General features: G+C 35.4%; 18 protein-coding genes. 14 read left to right on the plus strand and 4 right to left on the minus strand.

Annotation, left to right across the window (positions count from 1 at the left end):
• The first annotated feature begins 8 nt into the window (after nt 1–8).
• The 6 genes from P9Q65_RS08075 (at nt 9) to P9Q65_RS08100 (ending at nt 8430) form a co-directional block, all read left to right on the plus strand.
• Nucleotides 9–599, plus strand: a complete 591-nt coding sequence (locus P9Q65_RS08075; RefSeq protein WP_304508879.1) for an FMN-dependent NADH-azoreductase — start codon at nt 9–11, stop codon at nt 597–599.
• Between the two features lie 32 nt (nt 600–631).
• On the plus strand, nt 632–1678 hold the full coding sequence (locus P9Q65_RS08080; protein WP_442870844.1) for an alcohol dehydrogenase: 1047 nt from the start codon (nt 632–634) through the stop codon (nt 1676–1678).
• A 157-nt stretch (nt 1679–1835) separates the two neighbouring features.
• Nucleotides 1836–2969 (plus strand): exonuclease SbcCD subunit D, encoded by a 1134-nt coding sequence (locus P9Q65_RS08085; RefSeq protein WP_304508881.1) that lies wholly within the window; start codon nt 1836–1838, stop codon nt 2967–2969.
• On the plus strand, nt 2966–6058 hold the full coding sequence (locus tag P9Q65_RS08090; RefSeq protein WP_304508882.1) for an SbcC/MukB-like Walker B domain-containing protein: 3093 nt from the start codon (nt 2966–2968) through the stop codon (nt 6056–6058). The genes P9Q65_RS08085 and P9Q65_RS08090 overlap by 4 nt, the downstream gene beginning before the upstream one ends.
• A 908-nt stretch (nt 6059–6966) precedes the next feature.
• Nucleotides 6967–7839 (plus strand): dipicolinate synthase subunit DpsA, encoded by an 873-nt coding sequence (gene dpsA, locus P9Q65_RS08095; protein ID WP_304508884.1) that lies wholly within the window; start codon nt 6967–6969, stop codon nt 7837–7839.
• Nucleotides 7840–7851: 12 nt separating this feature from the next.
• Nucleotides 7852–8430 (plus strand): dipicolinate synthase subunit B, encoded by a 579-nt coding sequence (locus tag P9Q65_RS08100; protein ID WP_304508885.1) that lies wholly within the window; start codon nt 7852–7854, stop codon nt 8428–8430.
• 220 nt (nt 8431–8650) lie between these two features.
• Here the strand turns inward: P9Q65_RS08100 and P9Q65_RS13440 are convergent, their stop codons facing one another.
• Nucleotides 8651–8752, minus strand: coding sequence for a hypothetical protein (locus P9Q65_RS13440; RefSeq protein WP_442870843.1), 102 nt, complete (start codon nt 8750–8752; stop codon nt 8651–8653).
• Nucleotides 8753–9561: 809 nt separating this feature from the next.
• Here P9Q65_RS13440 and P9Q65_RS08105 point away from each other — a divergent pair.
• Nucleotides 9562–10848 carry an O-acetylhomoserine aminocarboxypropyltransferase/cysteine synthase family protein gene (locus P9Q65_RS08105; protein WP_304508911.1) on the plus strand — a complete coding sequence of 429 codons (1287 nt, stop codon included), beginning with the start codon at nt 9562–9564 and terminating at the stop codon, nt 10846–10848.
• A 94-nt stretch (nt 10849–10942) separates the two neighbouring features.
• A complete protein-coding gene (metA, locus tag P9Q65_RS08110) occupies nt 10943–11863 on the plus strand; it encodes a homoserine O-acetyltransferase MetA (protein ID WP_304508886.1) in 921 nt (306 codons plus the stop codon).
• 445 nt (nt 11864–12308) lie between these two features.
• Here the strand turns inward: metA and P9Q65_RS08115 are convergent, their stop codons facing one another.
• Genes P9Q65_RS08115 through P9Q65_RS08125 form a run of 3 tightly spaced genes read right to left on the minus strand, consistent with a single transcriptional unit; the run spans nt 12309 to nt 14373 of the window.
• The gene (locus tag P9Q65_RS08115; protein WP_304508887.1) at nt 12309–13286 is read right to left on the minus strand and encodes a hypothetical protein; all 978 of its coding nucleotides are present in this window, start codon (nt 13284–13286) and stop codon (nt 12309–12311) included.
• Nucleotides 13273–13503, minus strand: coding sequence for a helix-turn-helix domain-containing protein (locus P9Q65_RS08120; protein WP_304508889.1), 231 nt, complete (start codon nt 13501–13503; stop codon nt 13273–13275). The genes P9Q65_RS08115 and P9Q65_RS08120 overlap by 14 nt, the downstream gene beginning before the upstream one ends.
• A 9-nt stretch (nt 13504–13512) precedes the next feature.
• The gene (locus tag P9Q65_RS08125; protein WP_304508890.1) at nt 13513–14373 is read right to left on the minus strand and encodes a hypothetical protein; all 861 of its coding nucleotides are present in this window, start codon (nt 14371–14373) and stop codon (nt 13513–13515) included.
• A gap of 1685 nt (nt 14374–16058) precedes the next feature.
• On the opposite strand from P9Q65_RS08125, the gene P9Q65_RS08135 reads away from it, so the two are divergent.
• The 6 genes from P9Q65_RS08135 (at nt 16059) to P9Q65_RS08160 (ending at nt 24390) form a co-directional block, all read left to right on the plus strand.
• The gene (locus tag P9Q65_RS08135; protein WP_304508891.1) at nt 16059–16409 is read left to right on the plus strand and encodes a LapA family protein; all 351 of its coding nucleotides are present in this window, start codon (nt 16059–16061) and stop codon (nt 16407–16409) included.
• A gap of 59 nt (nt 16410–16468) precedes the next feature.
• Complete coding sequence (locus P9Q65_RS08140; protein WP_304508892.1) at nt 16469–18634, plus strand: amino acid permease; 2166 nt, start codon at nt 16469–16471, stop codon at nt 18632–18634.
• Nucleotides 18635–18981: 347 nt separating this feature from the next.
• Nucleotides 18982–20274: an ATP-binding protein gene (locus P9Q65_RS08145; RefSeq protein ID WP_304508893.1), complete on the plus strand. Its 1293-nt coding sequence runs from the start codon at nt 18982–18984 to the stop codon at nt 20272–20274.
• Between the two features lie 18 nt (nt 20275–20292).
• The gene (locus tag P9Q65_RS08150) at nt 20293–21333 is read left to right on the plus strand and encodes a response regulator (protein WP_304508894.1); all 1041 of its coding nucleotides are present in this window, start codon (nt 20293–20295) and stop codon (nt 21331–21333) included.
• 588 nt (nt 21334–21921) lie between these two features.
• Nucleotides 21922–23082 carry an HDOD domain-containing protein gene (locus P9Q65_RS08155; protein ID WP_304508895.1) on the plus strand — a complete coding sequence of 387 codons (1161 nt, stop codon included), beginning with the start codon at nt 21922–21924 and terminating at the stop codon, nt 23080–23082.
• A 690-nt stretch (nt 23083–23772) separates the two neighbouring features.
• Complete coding sequence (locus P9Q65_RS08160) at nt 23773–24390, plus strand: TetR/AcrR family transcriptional regulator (protein ID WP_304508896.1); 618 nt, start codon at nt 23773–23775, stop codon at nt 24388–24390.
• The last annotated feature ends 44 nt before the right edge of the window (nt 24391–24434 follow it).

A 24434-nucleotide genomic window follows, 5' to 3' on the forward strand; every position in this document is an offset into this window, starting at 1 on the left:
GGACTTGTGTGGAAAAGGTATTATTTGTGAATTGCTGTATTCGTAAAGAAGATTCTCGTACGAAAAAACTAGCGGATTTTTTTCTAAATGAGCTGAAAAAAACAGGGGCTTATGAGATTACAGAGCTTTCTCTTATGGATGAAGGAATGACTTATCTGTCAGAGGGGTTTTTTCACCAAAGAGATGAATTATTGGCAAAAAAAGATTTTTCTCACCCTCGTTTTCGTTATGCCCGGGCTTTTGCTCAGGCGGATAAACTTGTTGTGGCTGCTCCCTTTTGGGACTTGAGCTTTCCTGCTTTATTAAAAGTATATATAGAAAATTTGTGTGTCGAGGGTATAACTTTTGCTTGTAATGAACAGGGCTGTTTTGGTACCTGCAAAGGGGATCATTTGGTTTATATCACTACTCGAGGCGGGTTTTACGAAGGAACACCCATGGAAATGGGTTCAAGATACATAGAAGCCATGTGCGGATTTTTTGGGATTCAACGATATGATTGTATTTCGGCCGAGGGCTTGGATATGGGATTGCGCCCGGTAGATATAATTTTACAAGAGGCTATGGAACAAGGGAAAGAGATAGCAGTAAACTTTTAAACACAGAATCGAGGGTTTTAATGGAAAAAATGATGAAAGCAGTTGTATATAAGGGAAATGGTGAGATTTCCTTGGAAGATCGTCCTATGCCTGTGATTCAACAGGATAGAGATGCCATTGTACGTGTAACCAGATCGACCATTTGCTCCAGTGATTTGCATATTAAGCATGGTTCCGTACCCAGAGCGAAGGAAAATACTGTTTTAGGTCATGAATTTGTGGGTGAAGTAATTGAAATCGGCAAAGGTGTAAAGCATTTTCAAGTGGGCGATCGTGTATCTGTAAATGTGGAAACTTTCTGTGGGGAATGTTTTTTCTGCAAACAAGGTTATGTAAATAACTGTATTCATGGAGGATGGGAACTGGGTTGTTGTATTGATGGAGGACAAGCTGAGTTTGCTCGTATTCCTATGGCTGACCAAGGACTTACTAAAATCCCTGATGATGTTTCTGACGAGGATGCATTATTTAACGGTGATATTTTAGCAACGGGTTATTGGGCGGCAAGTATTGGGGAGCTGAAACCTGCGGACACAGTAGTTGTTTTAGGAGCCGGACCCACGGGAATTTGTACCTTATTGAGTATTAAATTATATAGCCCTGCTACGGTAATTGTTGTAGATACAAACAACGAGAGAATGGCCTTAGCAAAAGCCCAGGGGTTGGCTGATATTTGTCTAAATCCTTTGGAAGTAAATATAGAAGAGGAAATTTTGAGCCTAACGCAAGGAAGAGGGGCAGACCGTGTATTTGAGGTTGCCGGTGGGGAAAATACCTTCCAGTTGGCATGGCAGATTGCTAGACCTAATGCCATTGTCGTTTTGGTTGCACTTTACGAAAAAGAACAAATGTTGCCTTTGCACCAAATGTATGGAAAAAATCTTGTATTTAAAACAGGTGGTGTGGATGCAAACTCCTGTGATGATATAATGAAAATGGTACAAAGCAAAAAAATAGATACAAGTTGTTTAATTACCCATCGGGCGCCTTTAAACAACGTTATGGAAGGCTATCGTATTTTTGAAAAAAAGTTGGATGGGTGTATAAAATGGGTGATTACACCCTACGAACGAAATTGATGATGAATGATAACGGAAAGCTAATAAAAGAATAAAAGATAGTACAACGCAATGTATGATTCATCAAGTGGGGGCAGATATCTTATGGGATGTCTGCTTTTAAACCATAGAGTCATTTTTCATTCTATTATATACTCATGAAAAAAGGAGGGGGAGCATGAAGTTTTTTCATATTGGAGATTTGCATCTGGGTAAAAAAATCTATGATTTTTCCATGATAGATGACCAAAAATACATTCTTTCTCAAATATTGAAAAGGGCAGAGGAGGAGGACATTGACGGTATTTTTATTTCAGGGGATGTGTACGATAAGGGTGTTCCCCCTGTGGAGGCCGTAAATTTATTAGACGAGTTTCTGACTGAACTTGCTAAGCGCAATATCGCAATTTTTATGATAGCCGGAAATCATGACTCTGCACATCGTTTGAATTTTGGAAGTCGTCTTTTTCAGGAGAACAAAATTCATATTTCCGGAAGTTTTAATGGCAGGCTTGAACCAATTATTCTGCAGGATGAATTTGGGGAAATTGAAGTTTATCTATTGCCATTTATTAAACCTGCACTGGTAAGTCCTTATTATCAAGAGGAAATGCCCACATATCAGAGGGCAGTAGAAATTGTCTTACAAGGGACAACATTGAGAAAAAAATGTAGAAATATTCTATTGGCACATCAATATGTAACATGGCATGGTACGGCAGAGCAGAGTGACTCCGAAACTTACTCTTTAGGTGGTTTGGATGAGGTGGATGCCGGAGTTTTTTTTGATTTTGACTATGTTGCTTTGGGGCATTTGCATAGTCCGCAAAGAATTGCCAAAGATGAAATACGCTATGCAGGATCTCCCCTTGCCTATTCTTTTTCTGAGATTAGACGCAAAAAAAATATTACAAAACTAGAGCTGAGGGAAAAAGGCGATATAAAAATGGAGTTTATCCCCCTGATACCGAAACGCCCTTTGCGAGAAATGAAAGGGCCTTTACAAAGCCTTATAGACGCAGGAAGGAAAGAAGGCGGTTCGGAGGATTATATTCGGGCAATTTTAACAGATTCTATGGCACAAAATGACCCTGTGGGGCAGCTGCGAACGATATATCCGAATTTAATGACAATGGAGATGGAAAACAGCGGCAGCTACAAAGAAAAAGAGCTTGCCTATTCTGCGGAGGATACTTCACCACAGGAATTGTTTGATATCTTTTTTCAAAGGCAAAATCAGAAAGAAATGGACGAAATACAAGAAAAAGTTGCAAAAAATACTTGGGAAGATTTGGGGGATGAAATGGAATGAAGCCAATACACTTAACCATATCTGCTTTTGGTCCCTTTGCCAATAAAGTCGAGATTCCCTTTGAAAAACTTGGGAAAGGGGGGCTTTTTCTTGTTAGTGGAGACACCGGAGCAGGGAAAACAACAATTTTTGACGCAATCTGTTTTGCTTTATTTGGAGAGACCAGTGGTTCTAATCGTGGCATCGACAGTGTACGCAGTGACTTTGCACCGGATAAAGCCAAAACATTTGTGGAATTATTATTTCAGCATAGGGGGAAGGTTTATTGTGTTACCCGAAATCCTGCGTATCGTCGTCCGAAAAAAAGCGGTGAAGGGACGACAATGGAGGTTGCTGATGCGGTTTTATATTGCGGGGATACTACAATTTCAACAGGGTTTGTACAGGTGAAAAAAGCCGTTGAAGATCTTTTGGCTGTAGATGCAAAACAATTTAAGCAAATTGCAATGATTGCCCAAGGTGAATTTTTAAAGCTTTTATACGCCGATAGCGGTGAAAGAGGGACAATCTTTCGTAAAGTATTTCATACCGATCTTTATGCCGATTTTCAACAAAGATTAAAAGAAGCAGAACGGCAAAATAGAATTGAATATGAGGATAGCGAAAAGAGATTACTCTATTATTTGCAGCAACTTTCTAACCATGAGACGATGGATGAAAAAAGTATGTTATACCAGGCAGAAGTTATACTGGAAAATGAGGAAAAAGAGTTTATTTTTTCTCAGGAAAAAATAAAAAAATTAAAGCTGGAAAAGGAGTCTTACGCAAAAAAAGAACAAGAAATAACTGCTCTTATCAGTAAAGGCGAGATCAATAATAAACGTATTGATGATTTGGAAGAAGCAAAGCAAGAATTGCTTATCTTATCAAAAGAAAAAGAAGGTAACACAACGAAGCAAAATTTTCTTGTGAAGCAAAGAATTGCCCAAGATTATCTTTTACCATTACAAGAAAACATGCTTCGTGAAGCTGAAGCATTGGAAGAGGTCAAAAATCAGGTTTTCAATATTACAAAAAAATTAGAGGTACTGTACCCTGTTTTAAAAGAAAAGGCGGAAGAAAGAGAAAAATTTGAGAGGGAGCAGCCAAAACTGAATGAGGATAGGATTCGGTTGAAAAGAATGGAAAGGGATTTTGCTGATTATTCCAGAAAAGAAAAAATAATTGAAGAAAGAAACATTTTGCTGCGAGAAAAAGATACCTTTGAAAACCAGGCAAAGGAAATGCAAATTAAGCTGGATATTTCAGAAAAAAGAATGAATGAGATAAAATTGAAGTTGGAAGAGAAGCCTATTTGGGAAAAACGAGAGTTGATAACATCTCAAATGATTCAGACAAAAAAAGAGTTTCTGAATCGAATGAAACAGATTCTTACTTTGCAAGAAGGGCTTAAAATCGATGAAAAAACCTTAGAAGATATGCGAATAGAATACAAAAAGGCTGATTTAGCCTGGAAAGCTGCAAGGCACCATCGAGAGAATGTGGAATCTGCTTTTTTGGCAGAACAAGCGGGTATTCTAGCATCCAAGCTGACAGACGGCGAAGCATGTCCTGTTTGCGGTTCTAAGGAACATCCTCAAAAAGCAGTACTTTCTTTTCATGCCCCTACAGAAAAGGAATGGAAAATTGCCAAGGAGCAGGAGGATTCTACCCACAGGAAATTGCAGGAATTTGCTACGGAAGGGAAGGGCCTTTTGGCGAAATGCCAGTTGCAAAAAGAATCTATTTTAAAAGTGTATGGGGAATTGTCAACAACAGAGGAAACTTTTTATGAGGATCTTAAAATTCTTGAGAAAGAGATCAATCGCTTGGAAATGGAGCTCAAGACGCAAAAAAAAGAACTCCTGGAGTTTTTAAAAGTGGAACAAGTTCAAGAAAATGAAAAAGCAGTGTTTTTGCAATTAAAAGAGAAATTGGAAAATATTGATGGAAAAATCAAAGAAATCGTGGAAAAAAATAGCCTGTTACAAGGGGAGCTTGTAACCTTGGAAGAACGGCTTGAACAAAATACCACTTCTGACCAGGCAAAAACGGCAATTGAAACGTTACGGCGTTATATTGAAAAAGGGGAGAATGAATATAGCCGAATTCTTACACTTTATCAAGAAAAAAAAGAGGAAGTGCAGAAGCTAGAGACCCGGTTGGATGAGACAAAAAATTTGGAGATACAAGGAAAAAAACGAATGGAGAAGGCAAAAGGAAGCTTTGAATCAATGATCGTTGAAAAAGGTTTTGCTTCAAAAGAAGAATATAATTTAGCTTTGCCAGAATCCAGAGAGGCTTTGGAAAAAGATGAGCAAAAAATCCGTATTTTTTTTAATAAACTTAACCAACTTCAGGACTTTATACAACGAACAGAGTCAGGAGAAAAAGTTGAAAAAACTGACCTGGAAAAACTTCATTCAGAAAAAAATGAAACAGCTTTTCGTTTACAGGAATCAGACCATATCCTTGAAGAGTTAAGCAGAAGTATTGCTGTAAAAGAAATTGCATTGAAAAAAGGAAAACAAGAGTTAACAGTGCGTCAGAAGATGGAAAAGCAGTATTTGCCAATTCTTGAACTTTCAAAAACGGCAAATGGAGAGCTTTCCGGAAAAGATAAAATTACTTTTGAGTCCTTTGTGCAAGGATTTTACTTCGACCGTGTGCTTCGTGCTGCAAACTTACGTTTAGGCGAAATGACGGGGGGACAATATCATCTTTCCCGTGCCGAAAATGCTTCAGATAGACGGAGTCAAAGTGGTTTAGAAATGGAAGTAATGGACTTTTTCACCGGAAAAAGCCGCTCCGTGAAATCTCTTTCCGGCGGTGAGGCATTTAAAGCCTCCCTATCTTTGGCCTTAGGGCTTTCTGATGTGATTCAGCGTCATGCAGGAGGGGTTCAAATTGATTCCATGTTTATTGATGAAGGCTTTGGCGCTTTAGACGAACATTCCAGAGAGCAGGCAATTCATGTGTTACAGCGTCTTTCTTATGGGAATAGACTTGTAGGTATTATTTCTCATATTACAGAACTAAAGGAGAATATTGATAAAAAAATATTGGTTCAACGGGGGTTGTCAGGAAGTTCTGTAGAAGTAATTGTTTAGTTTTTCGTTTCAAAGTCAATTTTTCTGTAATTTCATTTTAAGAATTAATTTTAGAATTTAAGGATGCAAACAAAATGAACCTCTTTTATTTAATGGAAAGCCCAAGGGCAACCACAAAAAATAAAGGAGGTTTTGCTTTGTGATAATCTTGGAAAATAGGCGTACTAAAGTTTCTTCCTAATGTGCAGACTTTGAAATTAGATACGTTTGGATAGCGTTAAAATAATTATATTACTGGATTTCATTAGACACCACGGATTTTTTTAGAGACAGCTTTTCCCCATGGCGTTTTAATAAATGTAACTTTTCTGCCTGAGCCTTTGCATGGCTTTTTCGGTTGACACCCGGTTTTCAGTTTCAATACCTGCGGTTTTGCAGTCGATATGGGTTTTATGGGTTGCGTCTGTTGTTTCAAAAAACGAGGTATTGGATGGCCTGGGTCCGTATGGCCAGAATTAAATTGTTTAGAAATGCTACATCATTATCACAACCACATTTGTTCAACAGATGTAAAAATGCCCCAACCCTCATCTTTACAACGTGTATGACACAGGATGTCAGCTGGTTCTTCATTCTTCTGAGCAAAGGAAATTTGCACCATTTTTTTTGTAAAATACTGGTAATGCCACATCGCACAGATGTCCACTTTCGTTTTGGAGCTTTTTCTTGAAGCCAGGTTTTCACAACTTCTCTATTTCCCAAACGAAGTTGGATACGGCAAATCATTGCAAGGATGTTTGGCAGGAAGGCGGTGGAGACGGACACCGGAAAAGTTTTTCTGGACTGTGGCTTACTATCTGAAAAAATACTTATTCTTTTAGAACGATCACGCTTTTCCATTATAGGAATGATACAAACACATGATTTTATTTTGAGCATATTTTAATCAAAGATAGGAGGTGGAAAAAATGGAATGGTCGGATAAAAAAATTCTTGTTATTGGGGGAGATCAGAGACTTCTTTATTTGGCTGATTTATTAAAAAAATCCTTCTTATTGGTTCAATCCTATGCTTTGAATGGTGCGGATCGATTAGAGGGAATTGAAAAGGCTGATTCTTTAGAAAGTGCAATGGAAAAAGCCGATATTGTTATTGCACCTGTTCCTTTTACGAAAGATGGTGTTCATTTGTTGACTAAGGATAATACAATCGTTTTATTGAAGGATTTTAGCAAAAATTTGCGAGAAAACAGCATTGTGTTTGGTGGAAATATTCCAAGCAACGTACTGGAATCAGCGAAAATGAAAAATGTTGAGTGCTTTGATTTTATGAAAATGGAGGATGTAGCACTGGAAAACGCAATTACCACGGCAGAAGGGGCAATTGCAGAAGCCATAGCCTTAAGTACCCAAAATGTAAATCAGGAACATTGTTTGGTATTGGGATACGGGCGGTGTGCACAGGCGATTGCAGAGAGATTGAAAGGATTAAATGCTAAAGTGACCATTGGGGCAAGAAAAGAAGAAGCGCGTAAAGATGCAATGGCACAAGGTTATCAAGGGGTTTCACTGGGAGAATTACAAGCTCTTATTTCCCGTGAACAATTCGTTTTTAACACAATTCCGGCGATGGTGTTAGATGCAGAACTTATCGAAAAAATGGACGCGGATTCAATTATTATTGACATTGCTTCAGCGCCGGGGGGGACAGATTTTGACGCCTGTGAAAGAACGGGTATCAAAGCGAAATTATCACTTGGCATTCCTGGGAGATATTCGCCAAAAACAAGCGCAAACATCCTGCTTAGGGGGATTAAGGCTTCATTAGAATTAAAAATTTAGGGGGAGTTTATCTTGAAATTAGAAGGGAAAAACGTTGGATTTGCAATTACCGGTTCTTTTTGCACATTTGATAAAATTATGAAAGAGCTTGAAAGATTAAAACAAGAGAAGGCCAATATCATACCCATCTTATCTACCAATGCTGCAACTATGGATACAAGATTTGGGAAAGCTGAAGATTTCATGCAAAAAGTAGTTGAGATTACAGGAAACGAACCAGTTTTAACAATTGTAGATGCCGAACCTCTTGGCCCTCAGGGAATGTTAGATATATTAATTATTGCACCATGTACAGGCAATACCATTGCGAAATTAAGCAATGGAATTACCGATACCTCTGTTCTCATGGCGGCAAAGGCGCATATGCGAAACAATAAACCCTTAGTAATTTCCATTTCTACAAATGATGCTTTGGGATTAAATTTAACCAATATCGGATGTTTAATGAACACCAAAGGCATTTATTTTGTGCCATTTCAGCAAGATAATTATGAGGGTAAGCCTAAGTCCATGATCGCAAAGACGGAACTAATTGTTCCAACTTTAGAGCTTGCTTTTGATGGAATTCAAATTCAGCCTTTATTACAATAGTGAAAGAAAAGCCAGTACCATTTTGCCAAAGGATGGTTGGTTTGCAGATATAAAGAGCCAGTTAGTTGTGCATCAAAGACAAGATACAGTATCCTTTGAGTATTGCTTAAATAACGAAATTTTTTTTCCAAAAGCAGAGATTAGCTTTCGATCCTTTTTACGTTGTGCTTTTTTTTTCAATGCAACCCATATCCTGTAAGTATAATCGGGATCATTCGCATTAACTGCAGGGGCTATAAATCTGCTGATTCAGTTTGTTAAAAGCTTCCGGCATTGTTCCTATGCACTTGAACACTGTGTAGGTATGTGCCGGAAGTTCCACTAATACAAGGTTTTTCTATAATCAGGATACTATTATTGTGTTTGCTGATGCAATAGTTTGAATTTGCTTTGTTTCCGTTTTTACCGAAGCTTATATTACCAATGCAATTTTGGGAGATATCATTCTTTGGAATGTATTTGCAAAGGCCAAAATCGTTTCGTTTGTTTTACACTGTTCCTATAGATCAGAAATTTTTCCACTGTCCAGAATCAGTTTTATGCAGAGGCGGAAAAAACATTTTAGATGAGCAACCCCTTGTGCTCGGTAGGTAGTACGCTGTGAAAGCGTGTAAAAGCGTGGTGATCCAGTATTTTTTCTTTAAGAACTAAGTTTTTTTAGGCAAGGGAAAGGCGGTGCATGCAGATATAGTCCAATTGTAACTTGGGTGCATTATCTTAATAAATCGTCAAAAAAGGAAGAATTATGTAGATATTTTGTTTTCCTAATTTTATTTATTTTAAAAAGTTTTTATTGACAAACAAAAATCAGATGCTATAATAAAACAAATCAAATATAAAAGGCTATGACGAAGAGGGCTGAGCTGTTGCGTTCACAGAGAGTCGGGGATGGTGCGAACCGATAATAAGATTGCTTAATGTCTATGGCTTCTGAGCTGAAGGTTCGAAAACATGTAAATGTCGGTAGGCTCCTTCCGTGATTGCTGCGTAAAGGCATAGGGCTTGTTGGAGCCTGAGAGGTGGCATTATTTTTTAATGCAATTTGAGTGGTACCGCGGGAATATCCCGTCTCAAAGTTTAACTTTGAGGCGGGTTTTTTTATTTCAAATAAAACGAAGGAGGTAATACATGATGAGTGATTTCAGAATTGAAACAAAATGCGTACAGGGAGGGTATACTCCACAAAACGGTGAACCCAGACAAATTCCTATTATTCAAAGCACCACATTTAAATACGCAACCAGCCAGGAAATGGGGAAACTCTTTGACCTAGAGGCGAATGGATATTTTTATTCAAGATTGCAAAATCCTACTTGTGATTATGTAGCAGCAAAAATTTGCGAAATGGAAGGCGGTACTGCGGCTATGCTGACTTCTTCCGGGCAAGCGGCCAACTTCTTTTCTATTTTTAATATTGCAACTTGCGGGGATCATGTTGTTTCCTGCTCAACCATATATGGAGGCACCTACAATTTATTTTCCGTTACAATGAAAAAAATGGGGATTGACTTTACATTCATTACCCCTGATTGCACAGAAGAAGAGTTAGAAGCTGCATTTAAACCCAATACGAAAGCTGTATTTGGAGAAACCATTGCTAATCCTGCGCTAACAGTTCTTGATATTGAGCGTTTTGCAAATGCGGCACATGCCCATGGGGTACCCCTTATTATAGATAATACCTTTGCTACCCCTGTGAATTGCCGTCCATTTGAGTGGGGGGCGGACATTGTAACACACTCCACAACAAAATATCTTGATGGGCATGGTTCGGCAGTAGGCGGTTGCATTGTGGATTCCGGTAAGTTTGATTGGAAAGCGTATGCAGAAAAATATCCGGGGCTTTGCACACCGGATGACAGTTATCATGGGATTACTTATGTGGAAAAATTCGGGTTAGAGGGAGCTTTTATTACAAAAGCGACTGCACAGCTTATGAGAGATTTTGGTTCTTGCCAATCTCCTCAATCAGCTTTTCTTTTGAATCTGGGGCTGGAAAGCATCCATGTGCGAATTGCCCGTCATTGTGAAAATGCCCTTGCAGTTGCGAAGTTTTTGAAAGAAAACGATAAAATTTCTTGGGTTGTATACCCTGGATTGGAAGGAGATAAATATTACAAGACGGCGAAAAAGTATATGCCCGATGGTACTTGCGGCGTAGTAAGCTTTGGTGTAAAAGGAGGAAGAGATGCAGCGGAAAAATTTATGAGCGGTCTCAAGCTTGCCTCCATTGCTACCCATGTTGCGGATGCAAGAACCTGCTGTTTGCACCCTGCAAACGCAACCCATAGACAAATGAATGAAGAAGAATTAATTGCGTGTGGTATATCCGGAGACTTGGTTCGTTTTTCCTGTGGGCTTGAAAATGCACAAGATTTAATTGATGATATTACCCAGGCATTAGATGCTATCCAATGAGCAAAAAAATTTCCATGTGCTTCAGACCAAGAACTTTGTGAAGCCCATGACTTTAGTAATAAATTTGATAAAGAAAGGAAAGCGGTGATAGAAAATGCCAATCAAAATACCCAATGAATTGCCGGCAGTAAAGGTATTGTCAGAAGAAAATATTTTTGTTATGACTGAGCATAGAGCCATAAACCAGGATATACGCCCTTTAAAAATATTGTTGCTCAATCTGATGCCAACAAAAGTTGATACGGAAACACAAATTTCCAGACTTTTAGGGAACACTCCTTTGCAAATTGAGCTTGAGTTAATTCATATTAAAACGCACATCACTAAGAATACCCCCAGTGAACATTTGCTGGCCTTTTATAAAACATTTGATGATGTAAAGGGCGAAAAATTTGATGGGTTCATTATTACTGGTGCCCCCGTTGAAAAAATGGGGTTTGAAGAAGTAGACTATTGGGATGAGCTGAAAGAAATAATGGAGTGGAGCAAGACGAATGTACACAGCACGTTTCATATATGCTGGGGTGCCCAAGCAGGACTATATTATCATTTTGGTATTCCCAAGTATGAAATGAAGGAAAAGCTTTTTGGTGTATTTCCCCATGTAATCAAACGGAAAAACTCTATGCTTTTTAGGGGGGCGGATGATATATTTTTTGCACCCCATTCACGATACACAACAGTAAATAAGGAAGATATTTTAAAAGAAAAATCTTTGGAAATCTTGGCGTATTCAAAGGAAGCGGGGGTATATGCTGTTTCTACTTTAGATGGCAAACAAATTTTCATTATGGGTCATTCCGAGTATGATCCGCAAACATTAAACAACGAATATATCCGAGACAAAAATGCAGGGTTGCAAACGGCAGTCCCATGCAATTATTTTCCCTATGACGATGACACAAAAGAGCCTCTGGTTCGTTGGCGTGCCCACGGAAATTTACTTTATTCCAATTGGCTGAATTATTATGTCTATCAGACCACACCTTATGATATTACAAAAATAAGTCATTAATCCAGTGTTTTCAAGGGATTAGAGGATTTTGAATGTATTCTAAAACTATCGTAAAGTATCGTAAATAGCATTGTTTGGTGTAAAAATGGGGTATGAGAAAGACCATTAAATAATATTTTAGACATCTGCATAAGTGTCTGTGTGTAATTAGAAATGTGAGCATACAGGCACTTATTTTAGTGCCTAAATTAATCAAATTTAGAAGTACATAGGGCAAAGGAAATGGGTAGTTAAAATCTATATCTCAACTGCTGTCTATGATGAAAAATGACATATTCAGAGTGCAGAAGAACAAAAGATTTGGAGACGTTCGAATAAGCGTTGATAAAGACATTTGCGGGTAAATATTGAAAATACAACAAGAGCTACTGCATTTAAAAATACAGTGGCTCAGTTTTGTCGAATATTAAATTATAGGATTTTATTCGCACACAGGATAATTGATCTATGTTAAATCTTCCCATAGAATCGTTGAAAATGTTTTGTATAGCACGTTTTTAGCACCTTTTTTTAAATAATAAAGTGAGTCGTCTTTTTTTGAAAACAATTGCCTCTCGACTTGTTTTTCACCATTAAAAGTTTTTTTGTGGCTTTCCACAATAAAGTATTCACAAGATTTGTCAGGGAGGATTTCTTCCGGTACCTTTTCGGGCAGATATTCATTTTTTGTAATGATATTATTTTCGCTGTCCATTTGATAAATAGCTATTTTTTCTGTGGGATTTATTGTTGCAATTGATAGCTTTATGCTTGCTGTATATGTGGTTGTTATTTTATTATCTGTTATACTTGCAGAGTCCTCCATGGTGTTGGTGAAAAGTTCACCCTCGTCGAGATTATCACTTGAAAAACCTTGACCGCTTAGCAAATACACCTTGCCGTCATTGCTTTGATAGACAGGATTTGTAAAAAGTGTCTTTGACATTGCTCCTGATGCAATGTATATCGTTCCTTCGAGCTCTATGCCTTTCTCATTATCTCCGACGTTCACATGATATTTTAAGTCAGAAATTCCATTATGGGAGCTACTTGAAGAATAACTGTCCCCTGTAACCGGATCGATTATTGTGGGAGAAAACATGGAAATGCCATCCACACCTTCAAAAACATACTTGTAATTTGTATGCTTTTCGCCGTCTGTTGTGGTTATCTCCTCATCAACCAATGTTGCATATAATCGGTCATTGTATTGATTGTCAGTACCATCTATTTTAATTTCCCCACCGTTTGCAAGTTTGCCGATATTGTCATTAAGGTAGCCTTCAAAATCAAATAAATCAATATACTCGTAAGAAACAAACACACCGATCAGTCTGTCATTTATCTTCGCTTGCGCTAAATCCTCATGAGCAAGCTGACAGCCGGTAAAACCAACCATTGTAACTATGGCAAGAATTATGCAGATTATTTTATTTTTCATCACTGGTGTCCTCCAAAACTCCATTAAATTTTAATATGTCACCAACATCACATTCGAGGTAGTAGCAGATTTTATTTATTGTGCTAAACCGCACCCCTTTTGCTTTTCCGCTACGGAGTATAGATAGATTGGCTTCGGTAATCCCGATCAAATTGCACAGTTCCTTTGATGTCATATTTTTTCTTTTGAGTATTTGTTCAATGTGTATTTGTATAGCCATATCCTCACCTCATATAATGCTGTTATTATCATCTTTAAGTTCTTTGCCCTCACTGATAATTTTGGAAAAAATAAGAATTGCCAAGGCAAAGATAATAGACAGAACAGGGATCGTTATATTACTGTTGATTTGATGAAGGTTGGAAGCAAAGAGAAATTGTGAAATATTGAATATCATTGCGCTTAAAACTGTTACTATAAGGGATAATTTACAAACACTTGATAGTTTATGCGCTGCTATAACTGTTTTTTCAGTATATCGGTCTGTGGAAAAGCCCTTTACAAATAGAATAGCGAAAAGCACGATTATAATATTACCTAAAAGAGGAATGATGTCCACAAGCATACCTAAAAACATAAAAGCATATGTCATTCCCAGCATATCATGGTTTCCCGCATTTGCTGCCTGTAAGGCTTTGATAGACGCCCCAAAGCTAATCATACTGGTGTACAAAACAGAGTAAGCAAATACAATGTTAACTGCCCAAAGCAGTAGAATAAGGTATTTGCACAGCTTATTAATACTCTTGCCATTAAATAATTCTATCAACTTTAATATGACATAGGTACAAATGACGGAGTACAGAGTTATACATGGAAAAGCTTTCGTTGCAGCTGCATTACTAATAAGCCCTGGGTTAATCAGTTGATACATTACCACAAATAGTAAAACTGACATAAGTAGCAGTAGAGCATCAATATAACTTAGTTGATGCTTTGACCTTTGTAACATCAAAAATATAATTGGGAGTAGGCAAATGGTACCATACAAAATAATTGCCACAATGTTTCCAAACGAACTTGAAAGAGAGAGATAACGTAGACCATCCGCTATCTGTATAAATGGAAATGTAATAATGCTTTCAAACATAAAAATCACCTCAATTATTGTTTTACAATAATAACATAGTAAAAAAATTATCGTTTGTCAATAATTTTTCTTTGAATAGAAAATAAAAACAAATATAAGTCAATTCACAGCCCTTTTGCAAGGATACTCTGGACTATTTTGGGTATGTAGGTAAAGCAAGAGCCGTTGGATCAAGATAAAGATGCAACGGTTCAATTTTGTGATAAGCCGGATTTTATTTTCTAGGTAAAGTTAAGTGCTAACAGCGGGGTGCTCATACCCTGTATACGAATAACAAGACATATGCCTTTTATTAATAATTCAATAAATTTTATATGGGCTGAACCTGTTCTGCTGATGAAAAAGGTGTATTAGTTTTCATTGCTGGACGGCAAAGTTTGCATGAGGACGAAGGAATATTGGGGCTTACCGGTACAAAATATTCATACTATGTTTCCAGTGTGTCTGATTGAAAAACACTTAAATGCGCAATAATCTGTTTCGCCCACAGGAAACATCAACTGGAATCTGCGGCAATAAAGTTGCGATCCGACACGATGGTCAGTTTACCCATTGTACGGATTGGCTCCTTGGGAGCAACTAACTGTTTTGAGAAATACACGCGGTGCATCCTTTTTGAAAAAATGAACGGAATTCAGCTCCAAAGTAACATACTCCAATTTTTGGTCGGCAAAAGTACAAGGGAATGATTTTCAAGTATTTTGTTGATTTTTCTTGTGAAAAGTTTTTTAATAGAGTAAAATATCAATATCTTTTTATACATTGTTATTGTTAGTGAAGATAAGTAAAACTCAATGTTAAGGGTCTATTAAAAAATTGGTATAAATGGCGGACAAATAAAACGGTTATAAAGATAATTTCATTAATTTTGCAGATGAATCAATAAAATATTATAAAATAAAAATAATTGCTGGGAAATATATTACGAAATAATTATAGTAGAAAAAAACGGATATTTTAAGGAAGAAATCTTATGAATCAAAGAGAATATTATCAACATAAAATTAAGTTTAAGCCGTTTTTTATGTAATCGAATAGTGATTGATGAATGGGATATTGAAAGCAATTTTTATTCAGAAGTGCTTTTATAGGAAAAAATTTAGAAAACCAGATATTTGGCAATGAGTATTCTTTTGTTAATCGTAATCAGCTCAATTGCCAAACATAATGAAGTAACAAGGTCAAAAATCATTATTTTTTTAAAGAGATATATGGAATGTTTACAAAAAGAAATTGGAAAATGAAAAAATTCCTTTTTCCGAAATATGTGTAATATAATCACTTTAAGAATGTTATTGATATCTATGGTTACAATAATGGGTTCTTTTGCTGAATAATAGCACGAAAATATTTAAAAAACAGTAAGAGATTCAGATGAGCTTTTTAGGGGGGGAAGAAGTTCTTATTCTTTTATCAAATTCAAACTAGAAACAGGCGTATGAATTTTTTGAAAGAATAAGAAAAGAAATTGAGAAAAGTATTACATATGCTGGCAAATATAAAATTAAGTGCACAATGAGCCTTGGGTTATGTGAATATCAATTTGAATTGGATGAAAAAAATTTATAAAGTGTGCAGATGATCAACTCTTTATTGCCAAACAAACTGGCAGAAGCAAAATGTGTTTTGTTTCAGCAGAAAGCAGATAGGCTAAAAATTATGAACATTATTGGAGGAATATTACTATGCAAAAAAATATGATTATTACGTTACTACTCTCAATTATAATAGCATTATTTGCGATATTAAATGCAGAAGCAATTCCCATTAATTTGGTTTTTGCTAAATTAAATGTTTCAGCTGCGTTAGTTATTTTAATATCTGCAAGTATTGGTGCTATCATTGTTTATTTGCTGGATGCTATTTCTAAATTTAAAGCAAGAAAAAAATTAAAGGACTATGAAAAGTTAAACGCAGCCTTAACTGATGAAAATAGTCAACTAAGTGAGCAAGTTAAAAAATATGAGTTGGAGATTAAAGAGTTGAAAACGGCAGCACATGTTTATAAAGAAGCACAAGTAAATGTGCAAGAATAAAGTGAGTTTAATTTATATATGCGGAATTTTAGTTGGCAATTTTGAGGGGAATTTGCCAAGTGGGATTTATTAAAAGGAGAAAGAGAAATTTTATGATAAATAAAACTGAGAATATGCAAGAAAAGAAATCCGGACTTAAGACTTTTGAAGGGGTGTATACACCGACACTATTAACAATTTTAGGTGTAATCTTATACTTGAGAATGGGATGGATCGTTGGGAACGTCGGACTGACAGGGACGATAATAATAATTTTACTTGCACATGTGATAACTCTTTCCACAGCGCTATCAATGTCTTCCATGCTTACCAATATAAAAATCGGGGCTGGTGGTGCGTATGCAATTATTACTAGGTCACTTGGTCATGAAATGGGAGGAGCTATCGGAATTCCTCTTTATATTTCCCAGACATTTTCAATAGCTTTTTATATTACTGGTTTTAGTGAATTGTGGGTGTCATTTTTTCCCTCGCATTCTCAAGTTTTTGTTGGAGTAATTACGTGGGCTTTATTATCTGCAATATCATTAAAAAGTACGAAACTGGCTTTTAGAATTCAGTATGTTATTCTTGTGGCAGTGATGCTTTCTCTGATTTCTTTTTTATTAGGAACGAATTTAAATAATGGTTCACTTGTTTTGAAAGGCACCTTTTCGAATGGAAATTTCTGGTCGACATTTGCAATCTTTTTTCCGGCAGTTACGGGTATTTTAACGGGAGCAACGATGTCTGGAGAACTGGCTAACCCAAGAAAGAGTATCATTAAAGGAACGCTGGGGGCTGTTTTTACTGGTTTAGTGGTGTATTTGTTTGTTGCGTATTGGTTTGCTCATCAAGCGACGCAAGAAATGCTGCTGACAGATCCATCGGTAATTTTTAAGCTGTCAAAAATTAAAATTCTAGTTATCGCAGGCGTCATGGGAGCTGTATTATCATCTGCGCTGTCTACGTTGGTTAGTGCGCCAAGAACGCTTGCGGCTTTGGCTGAAGATAGAGTGATACCGTTTAGTGGATATTTGGCAAAACAAAGTGAAAAAGGAGAACCATTTAATGCAATTATCCTTTCTTCAGTTATTTCTGTAATTGTTATAGTCGCAGGGAGTTTGGATAGTCTGGCAGAATTGTTAACGATGTTCTTTTTGACAACATATGGCATGATAAATCTAGTAGTATTTTTAGAGCAGATTACAGGCGTAATAAGTTACAGACCAAGTATGAAAATGACCATATTTGTTCCGATTACTGGTACGCTGGGATGTTTGTCTGTTATGTTACTTATAAACCCAATTTTCACAGTGTTTACATTTTCAACAATTATAATTTTATATATTTACTTAAAAAAGAAAAATTTGACATCACCTTGGGGAGACGTTAGAGGTGGAATATTTATTTCCATTGCTGAATGGGCGGCACAAAAGGCATCCTCTATACCATATCATCCAAGATTGTGGAAACCATCTGTTGTAATACCAATAGAAAATCCTCATGATTTTAAGCGTTTATCTGGAATTGTACATGATTTGGTATTTCCATCTGGCAGAGCATACTATCTTTCCTCAACAGAAGATGAAAAAGTAGAATATCTCAACCAAAAAGAAATTGGAGAGGTGCTGGCTCCTCTAAGAGAAGACAATATTTTTATACAGGAAACACTAATAACGTCAGCTAAATTTGAGTCGGTCCTATTTCCAGCATTACAATGCATGAAAAGTTCGTTTTTAGCACCGAACATTGCTTTGTTTACAATCAGTGAAGAAGGAGAGAAAAGGGATAAACTTTTTAGGCTTATTGATTCCATGAAAGGATTAAAGCTATCTCACTGCTATTTGTGGCTTCACCCAAAACAAGGGCTGGGATTGGAAAGAAAAATAAATTTATGGTTACGCGATAAAAGTCCTAATAATGATCTTGCTGTCTTATGTGCATTACAGTTGTCTAGAAATATGGGGGCAGAGCTTACTTTATGTAGAGTTGTAAAGGTGGATGAAGAAAAGAAAGAAACAGCAAAAAAATTGTTATTATTCATTGAAGATGCAAGGTTACCTGCAAATACAAAGATACGTGTTTTTTCTGGAGATTTCATAAAACACTTAAAAGAAATTAATTCGGATTTGAGTATTATTGGTATGCCACCTGATAGTGAGTTGCTTACTAAATTTATTAAAGAATCACCAAGTAGTATCTTATTTGTTTCTTCAAGTGGATTTGAGGATGCACTGTTATAAAATATAAGAAATAATTTGCAAAAACGTGCTTCTAATCTTAAGTGGAAAAAATAGTTAATGGCTAGAGGCTCATTTTTAAGAATAGATGTTACAATGAAATAGTGGGTATGAGTTTATAATAAATCAGGAAGATGGAAGATTATGATGAGGCATGCATATTGTGTTTACAAAATATGCGGAAAAATATATAATAATAGATAAAAAATGTCTTTATTAGAAAATTACCTACAATAATATTCAACTGTATTGCAATAAATGAATTTTGGAGATTGTAGAGTTTGTTGAAAAATAAAAGGTGATTCAAATTGGTGAAGGATATCCTAACAGTTTAAAAGGGGTGTTGTTTTATGAAAATTTTGGTTGTTGATGATAGTAAATTAAATTTAGTTACTGCTGAAAACCAGCTTAAAAAAATACCAAGCATAACTCAAATATTTTTATGCCAAGAGTCTCAAAATGTCGAGTCGCTTATTCAGGAAATGCAATTTGACATTATATTATTGGATGTAGTAATGCCGGTACTTTCGGGTTTTGATATATTAAAATTAATAAAATCAAATGCTCAATATGATGATATCCCTGTCATAATGTTTACTTCTTTATCAGATGAAGGAAGCTTTGAAAAATGCTTTAATCTTGGAGCATCCGACTATATAACTAAACCAATTATACCAATTGAATTTAATGCGAGAATAAAAGCAGCAATTGAAAATAGAGCGAAATCAATTAAATTGAAAAAGATGATTTTGGATGCTCAAAAACAGAATAATGAATTTAAAGAAATTAATTTGCAGTTAAGAAGTACGCAATTTCATTTAGTACAATCTGAGAAAATGGCAGCAATCGGGCAACTGGCAGCAGGTGTTGCACACGAAATTAATAATCCTATTGGGTTTATAGGAAGTAATCTTGAAATTCTTTCTAAATATTTAAACAGGATTAGTGAGTATCTTTTATTTATTGAAAAAAAACAAAATGAACTTAAAAGCATTTCAAATGCTGAATGTGATAGGATAATTAATGAAACAATGGAAAAGTACAATAAATTGAAAATTAAATATATATTAGATGAATTATCAAATATCGTATCCGATTCAGAAAATGGCGTTGAACGTGTTAAGAATATAGTGCAATCCCTTCGTGTATTTGCAAGATCAGCTGACGATGATGAAAAAGAAACTTATTTACTATTAGATATAATAAATTCTGTTATAAATATTAGCATTAATGAAATAAAATATGTTGCTAAAGTTAAAGTTGACTTTGACCGTGAATTAATGGTTTATTGTAATAAAGTTCAATTAGGGCAGGTATTAATTAACATTATTGTAAATGCTGCTCAAGCTATAAAATCCCAACAAAATAATACGCTTGGTGAAATTTCAATTGGGGCTTATATTAAGGAAGAATATCTATGTATTAAAATTAAGGATAATGGGCCTGGAATCCCTAAAGATATTATTAGTAAAATATTTGAGCCATTTTTTACAACAAAGGACGTTGGACAAGGAACGGGCCTTGGACTTAGCGTATCATATGATATTATTACCAAAAAACATAATGGTTTAATAGAAGTAGATAGTATAGTTGATAACGGTACTACTTTTACAATCAAACTTCCTACTTATATATCAAAATAAAAGAATGGGTGTGTTACTATGCATGAAGAATTTTCGGTGTTGTTTGTGGATGACGAGGTAAGCATTTTAAGGTCTATTGAAAGAAGTTTATTCGACGAAGAGTACACATCTTATTTCGCTAGTAGTGGAAAAAAAGCTTTAGAGATAATGGAAAGTAAAAAAATTGATGTTATAGTTACAGACATGAGAATGCCTGAAATGAATGGATTAGAATTACTAAACATTATAACTGAAAAATGGCCGAACACTGTTAAAATTGTTTTAAGTGGATATGCACAGCTTGGACAAATATTAGCTACGATAAATCAAGTTGATATATTTAAATTTTTGACAAAACCTTGGAGTTTTGAGGAGCTAGAAACATCTATATATAAAGCGTTAGAATATTGCAGAGTTCAACAAGAAAATATTCAGTATAAGAAAGCCCTCGAAATTAAAAATCAAGCTTACCAAAATATTTTAAAGAAAGTTAATGAGGTAGTTAACGAAGCAAAAAGAAGCACCCAAATAATAGGACGTTGTGGCATAGCAATCCTTAAATTTGGGAAGGAGTTTGATATAGAACAAAAGCATATGTATAAAGACATTTTTGATATGGAAGATAAATTATTTGAAATCTTGGTAAAACATATTTCCGTGGAAAAAAAAGAAGTTAGTACGAAAGAACTTGCAAATGTTTTATATGATTTTATTATAAATAAAATTCCAAGCGCAAAAATTGAAAAAAAAGAAATGCAAGAATTTTCATTTTTTGTTAATTTAGGCTTATTAAAAGCTATGATAGAAATAATTTTCACCCTGTTTTATAAACAGTTTAAAAAAACGGGTGTATTCTTAAATATTGGAGTAGACCAAGAAAATAAATTTATTATTTCAATTCTATTTCCTATGGCATTTGTAAATAGTGAAAAGGATGAAAAAAATAATTTAACCTTCTTAGATATTAAACTTCAGTTGATTAAAGACATTTTTCAAGAAGCTTTACATGATGGCAATATAAAGTTTCAACCTATCAAACTTGATGATAATCTTTTATTTGCTATAGGCATAAGTAAGTAGGAGATCGGCTATGAAAAGTCAGGAATTTTCTCTAACTGGATATCTAATAACTTAATCCTAGCAATGGAACGGGCTGTCTGAATAGATAAACGTTGTCACTGGTATCCGTTGACTTTTGTACAAGAACTTTTCGTATCTTCTTTTTGTGAAGTGACTGTGGGAGGAGATTTCAAGTGCATGAGCGGATGAGCCATATGCGTGGAAGAAATTTCATTCAGTGTTGGAGCCGCTTATCATAGGCAGAGACAGATTTCAGATGCAGAACGGATTAGAAAAAATACTGTAGTTCCAAGAATAGCTAATCGATATAGGAGGTTAGCTGAAACTTTAATCGGGTTCGCTTTTCGATTGTTTTTGAAGAAAACGGGACAAGCGACTCCATCAGATTTAGATCTTAATAAGTTGAAAATCTGAAGGAATCCTACACCATAAGGTTTAGCAATAATATAAGTGTCTGCCTTGTCAGTTCTCGTTTATTTTGACAGGCGGAAATCAAAAGTCCACAGTATACGCATTGTATTGAACTACGATATTAAAAAGAAAGGAAGTTATGGTGTTGTGCTTATGAAAACATCATAGAAGGATATAATGAAAAAAATTTTACTGGTAGATGATGAAATTCCAATACTAAAAGCATTGGAAAGAGCTTTTTTTGATACCGATTATGATATCTATACTGCACAAAGTGGTGAACAGGCTCTTGGAATATTAGAAAATACTGAAGTTAATCTTGTAATAAGCGATATGAAAATGCCGTTTATGGATGGTTATGAATTGTTAAGCAAAATTAAGGAGAAATATCCTCAAACAATCAGAATAATTTTAAGTGGCTATACAGAAGAAAAAACAATAATTAAAGCTATTATAAAAAATATTGCGAAGGTATATTTTTTCAAACCATGGAATAATGAGGAACTTATCCATTGTGTTGAACAACTCTTTTACGTTGAAAGTATATTAAATGCTAACAATTTATTAGTTTTAATTAATAATTTGGATTCAATCCCCACAATTTCATTGAACTACAGAAATATCTTATCTTTGCTTGAAACAGATGAAGACATTAAAACGATTTCTTATGAGATAGAAAAAGACTTAGCTATTTCAACAAACTTACTACATGTTGCAAATTCTGCTCTTTACGGAGTCAAAATAGGTTCTGTAAAACAAGCTGTAACTTATTTAGGCCTTCAAAATACGAAGCTTCTCATTACTTCAACTTCAATACTAAGCTCAATAAATTCTAATGGTTATAAAAATCGTGATTTTGAAAAACTGTGGGATCATTCACGGCTAGCAAATAAAATATTAACTATAATCTACGAGAAATTCCTAAACAAAAAACTTCCGGAGACCTGTTTTTCAGCAGGATTGTTACATAACATAGGCATTTTAGCTATGAATTATGAATTGAATAGTAAGTTCATTGGTACAGATGAAAATTTCAATAATTTGTTAGATTTGGAGAATAATGAATATGGGTTTACCCATCAAGAGGTAGGGGGTTATTTGCTAAGTTGGTGGGAATTACCTTTCCCGATTGTGGAAGCTGCATTATTCCATCATCATCCTTTTAACGATGCAATTGTAAACAAGGAATTAGTATTTTGCGTGCACATTGCGCAAAAGTATGCATGGGAAATTATGAATGAACCCATGAGAACACCGTTTTACCCCAAGACGTTTACAGTACTTGAAATAGAACAATATTGTTTTGAACAAAGGCTTAAAGAATTTCTAGAACAGTAGCGGCCTAGGCTGTAAGCTGATATTACTTTTAGCTTTGCCTTATATCCTTTCATCTGATTGTAATAGATGAATACGTAGCTGAAGCAGATAGTCCAAACTGATGTAAAATTAATTTATACAGCCTGCAAATAAAAAATTAACTAATCTTATAGGAATTAAAATGGCATTAATTAAGACCGTCATATTACGCTGGTCTAAGATTAAAAGTATAGTTTACCTGGCTTCTGAAATGGAATCTGGGTATTTTTTACACGTGGATCTATTCCGGCAAAAGCAGTAAATGTACCTTTGTGAAAACGTGTCATTCACTTATTTTTGCTATGATTGAGGAACAAGTGTTGGACCAACATCCTTTATGGCCATTATGATTGAATAATGTTTTCAGTCAGTTGCGGAGTGTCATTACGGAGCAAAATAATATTATTTTTTAATGTTATATTTCTTTGGAAAGCTTTGAGAGTATTTTTTTGAATGCTGTGTTAGATTATATATTATGGCAAGCTAAGTGCACATGGAATTTGAACGTACAATGGCTTTCAGAGATGACGATTTTGTTGCAACTGTCGATAATGTAAGGATTCCTTTTATTTCAAAGAAAGATTTAGAAATGGACTTGACAAAATCGGCTCATTAGAATACTATTTATGTAACAGTGTTATATAACGCCGTTATATAAGCGTGGAGGATAGTATGAGCACAAATGATTTAAATACATTGCAGAAAATAATGGCTGTGGGTAAAAAAGAGTTTTTAGAAAAAGGCTTTAAAGATGCTTCCCTGAGAAATATTGTAAAATGTGCAGGTGTTACCACAGGCGCATTTTATGGGTATTACCCTGATAAAAAAGCCTTGTTTGAGGCACTGGTATCACCTGCGGTAAATGGGCTTAGAGTAATGTTTATGACAGCGCAACAGGAGTTTGATCAGTTGACGGAAGCAGAAAAAAAGGAAGCTGTGTATGAGTATTCGTCTGATGAGGTTAAAAAATTCATGGCATATGTTTATGATTATTTTGACGAGTTCAAGTTACTTGTTTCCTGTGCAGAAGGAACAGACTTTTCGGATTTTATACACGATCTTGTAGAAATTGAGGTGGAGTACACCTTAAGGTTTATGAAGTCTACAGGTAATGATGCATTAGCATCTGGAAGGGCTACGCCTGAGCTGTTACACATTATTTCAAGTGCTTTTTTTTCTGCAATTTTTGAGACGGTTAAACATAATATGCCCAGAGAAACTGCGGACAATTATATAGATAGCTTAAGGCAGTTTTTTACCGCAGGATGGAAAAGAATTTTAAATTCATAAAAAGTTTATTAGTACGGTAAGCAATAAATTGAGGTTCAATAGAA

It is taken from the genome of Anaerotignum sp., from assembly GCF_030625865.1.
Taxonomy (GTDB): Bacteria; Bacillota; Clostridia; order Lachnospirales; family Anaerotignaceae; genus Chakrabartyella.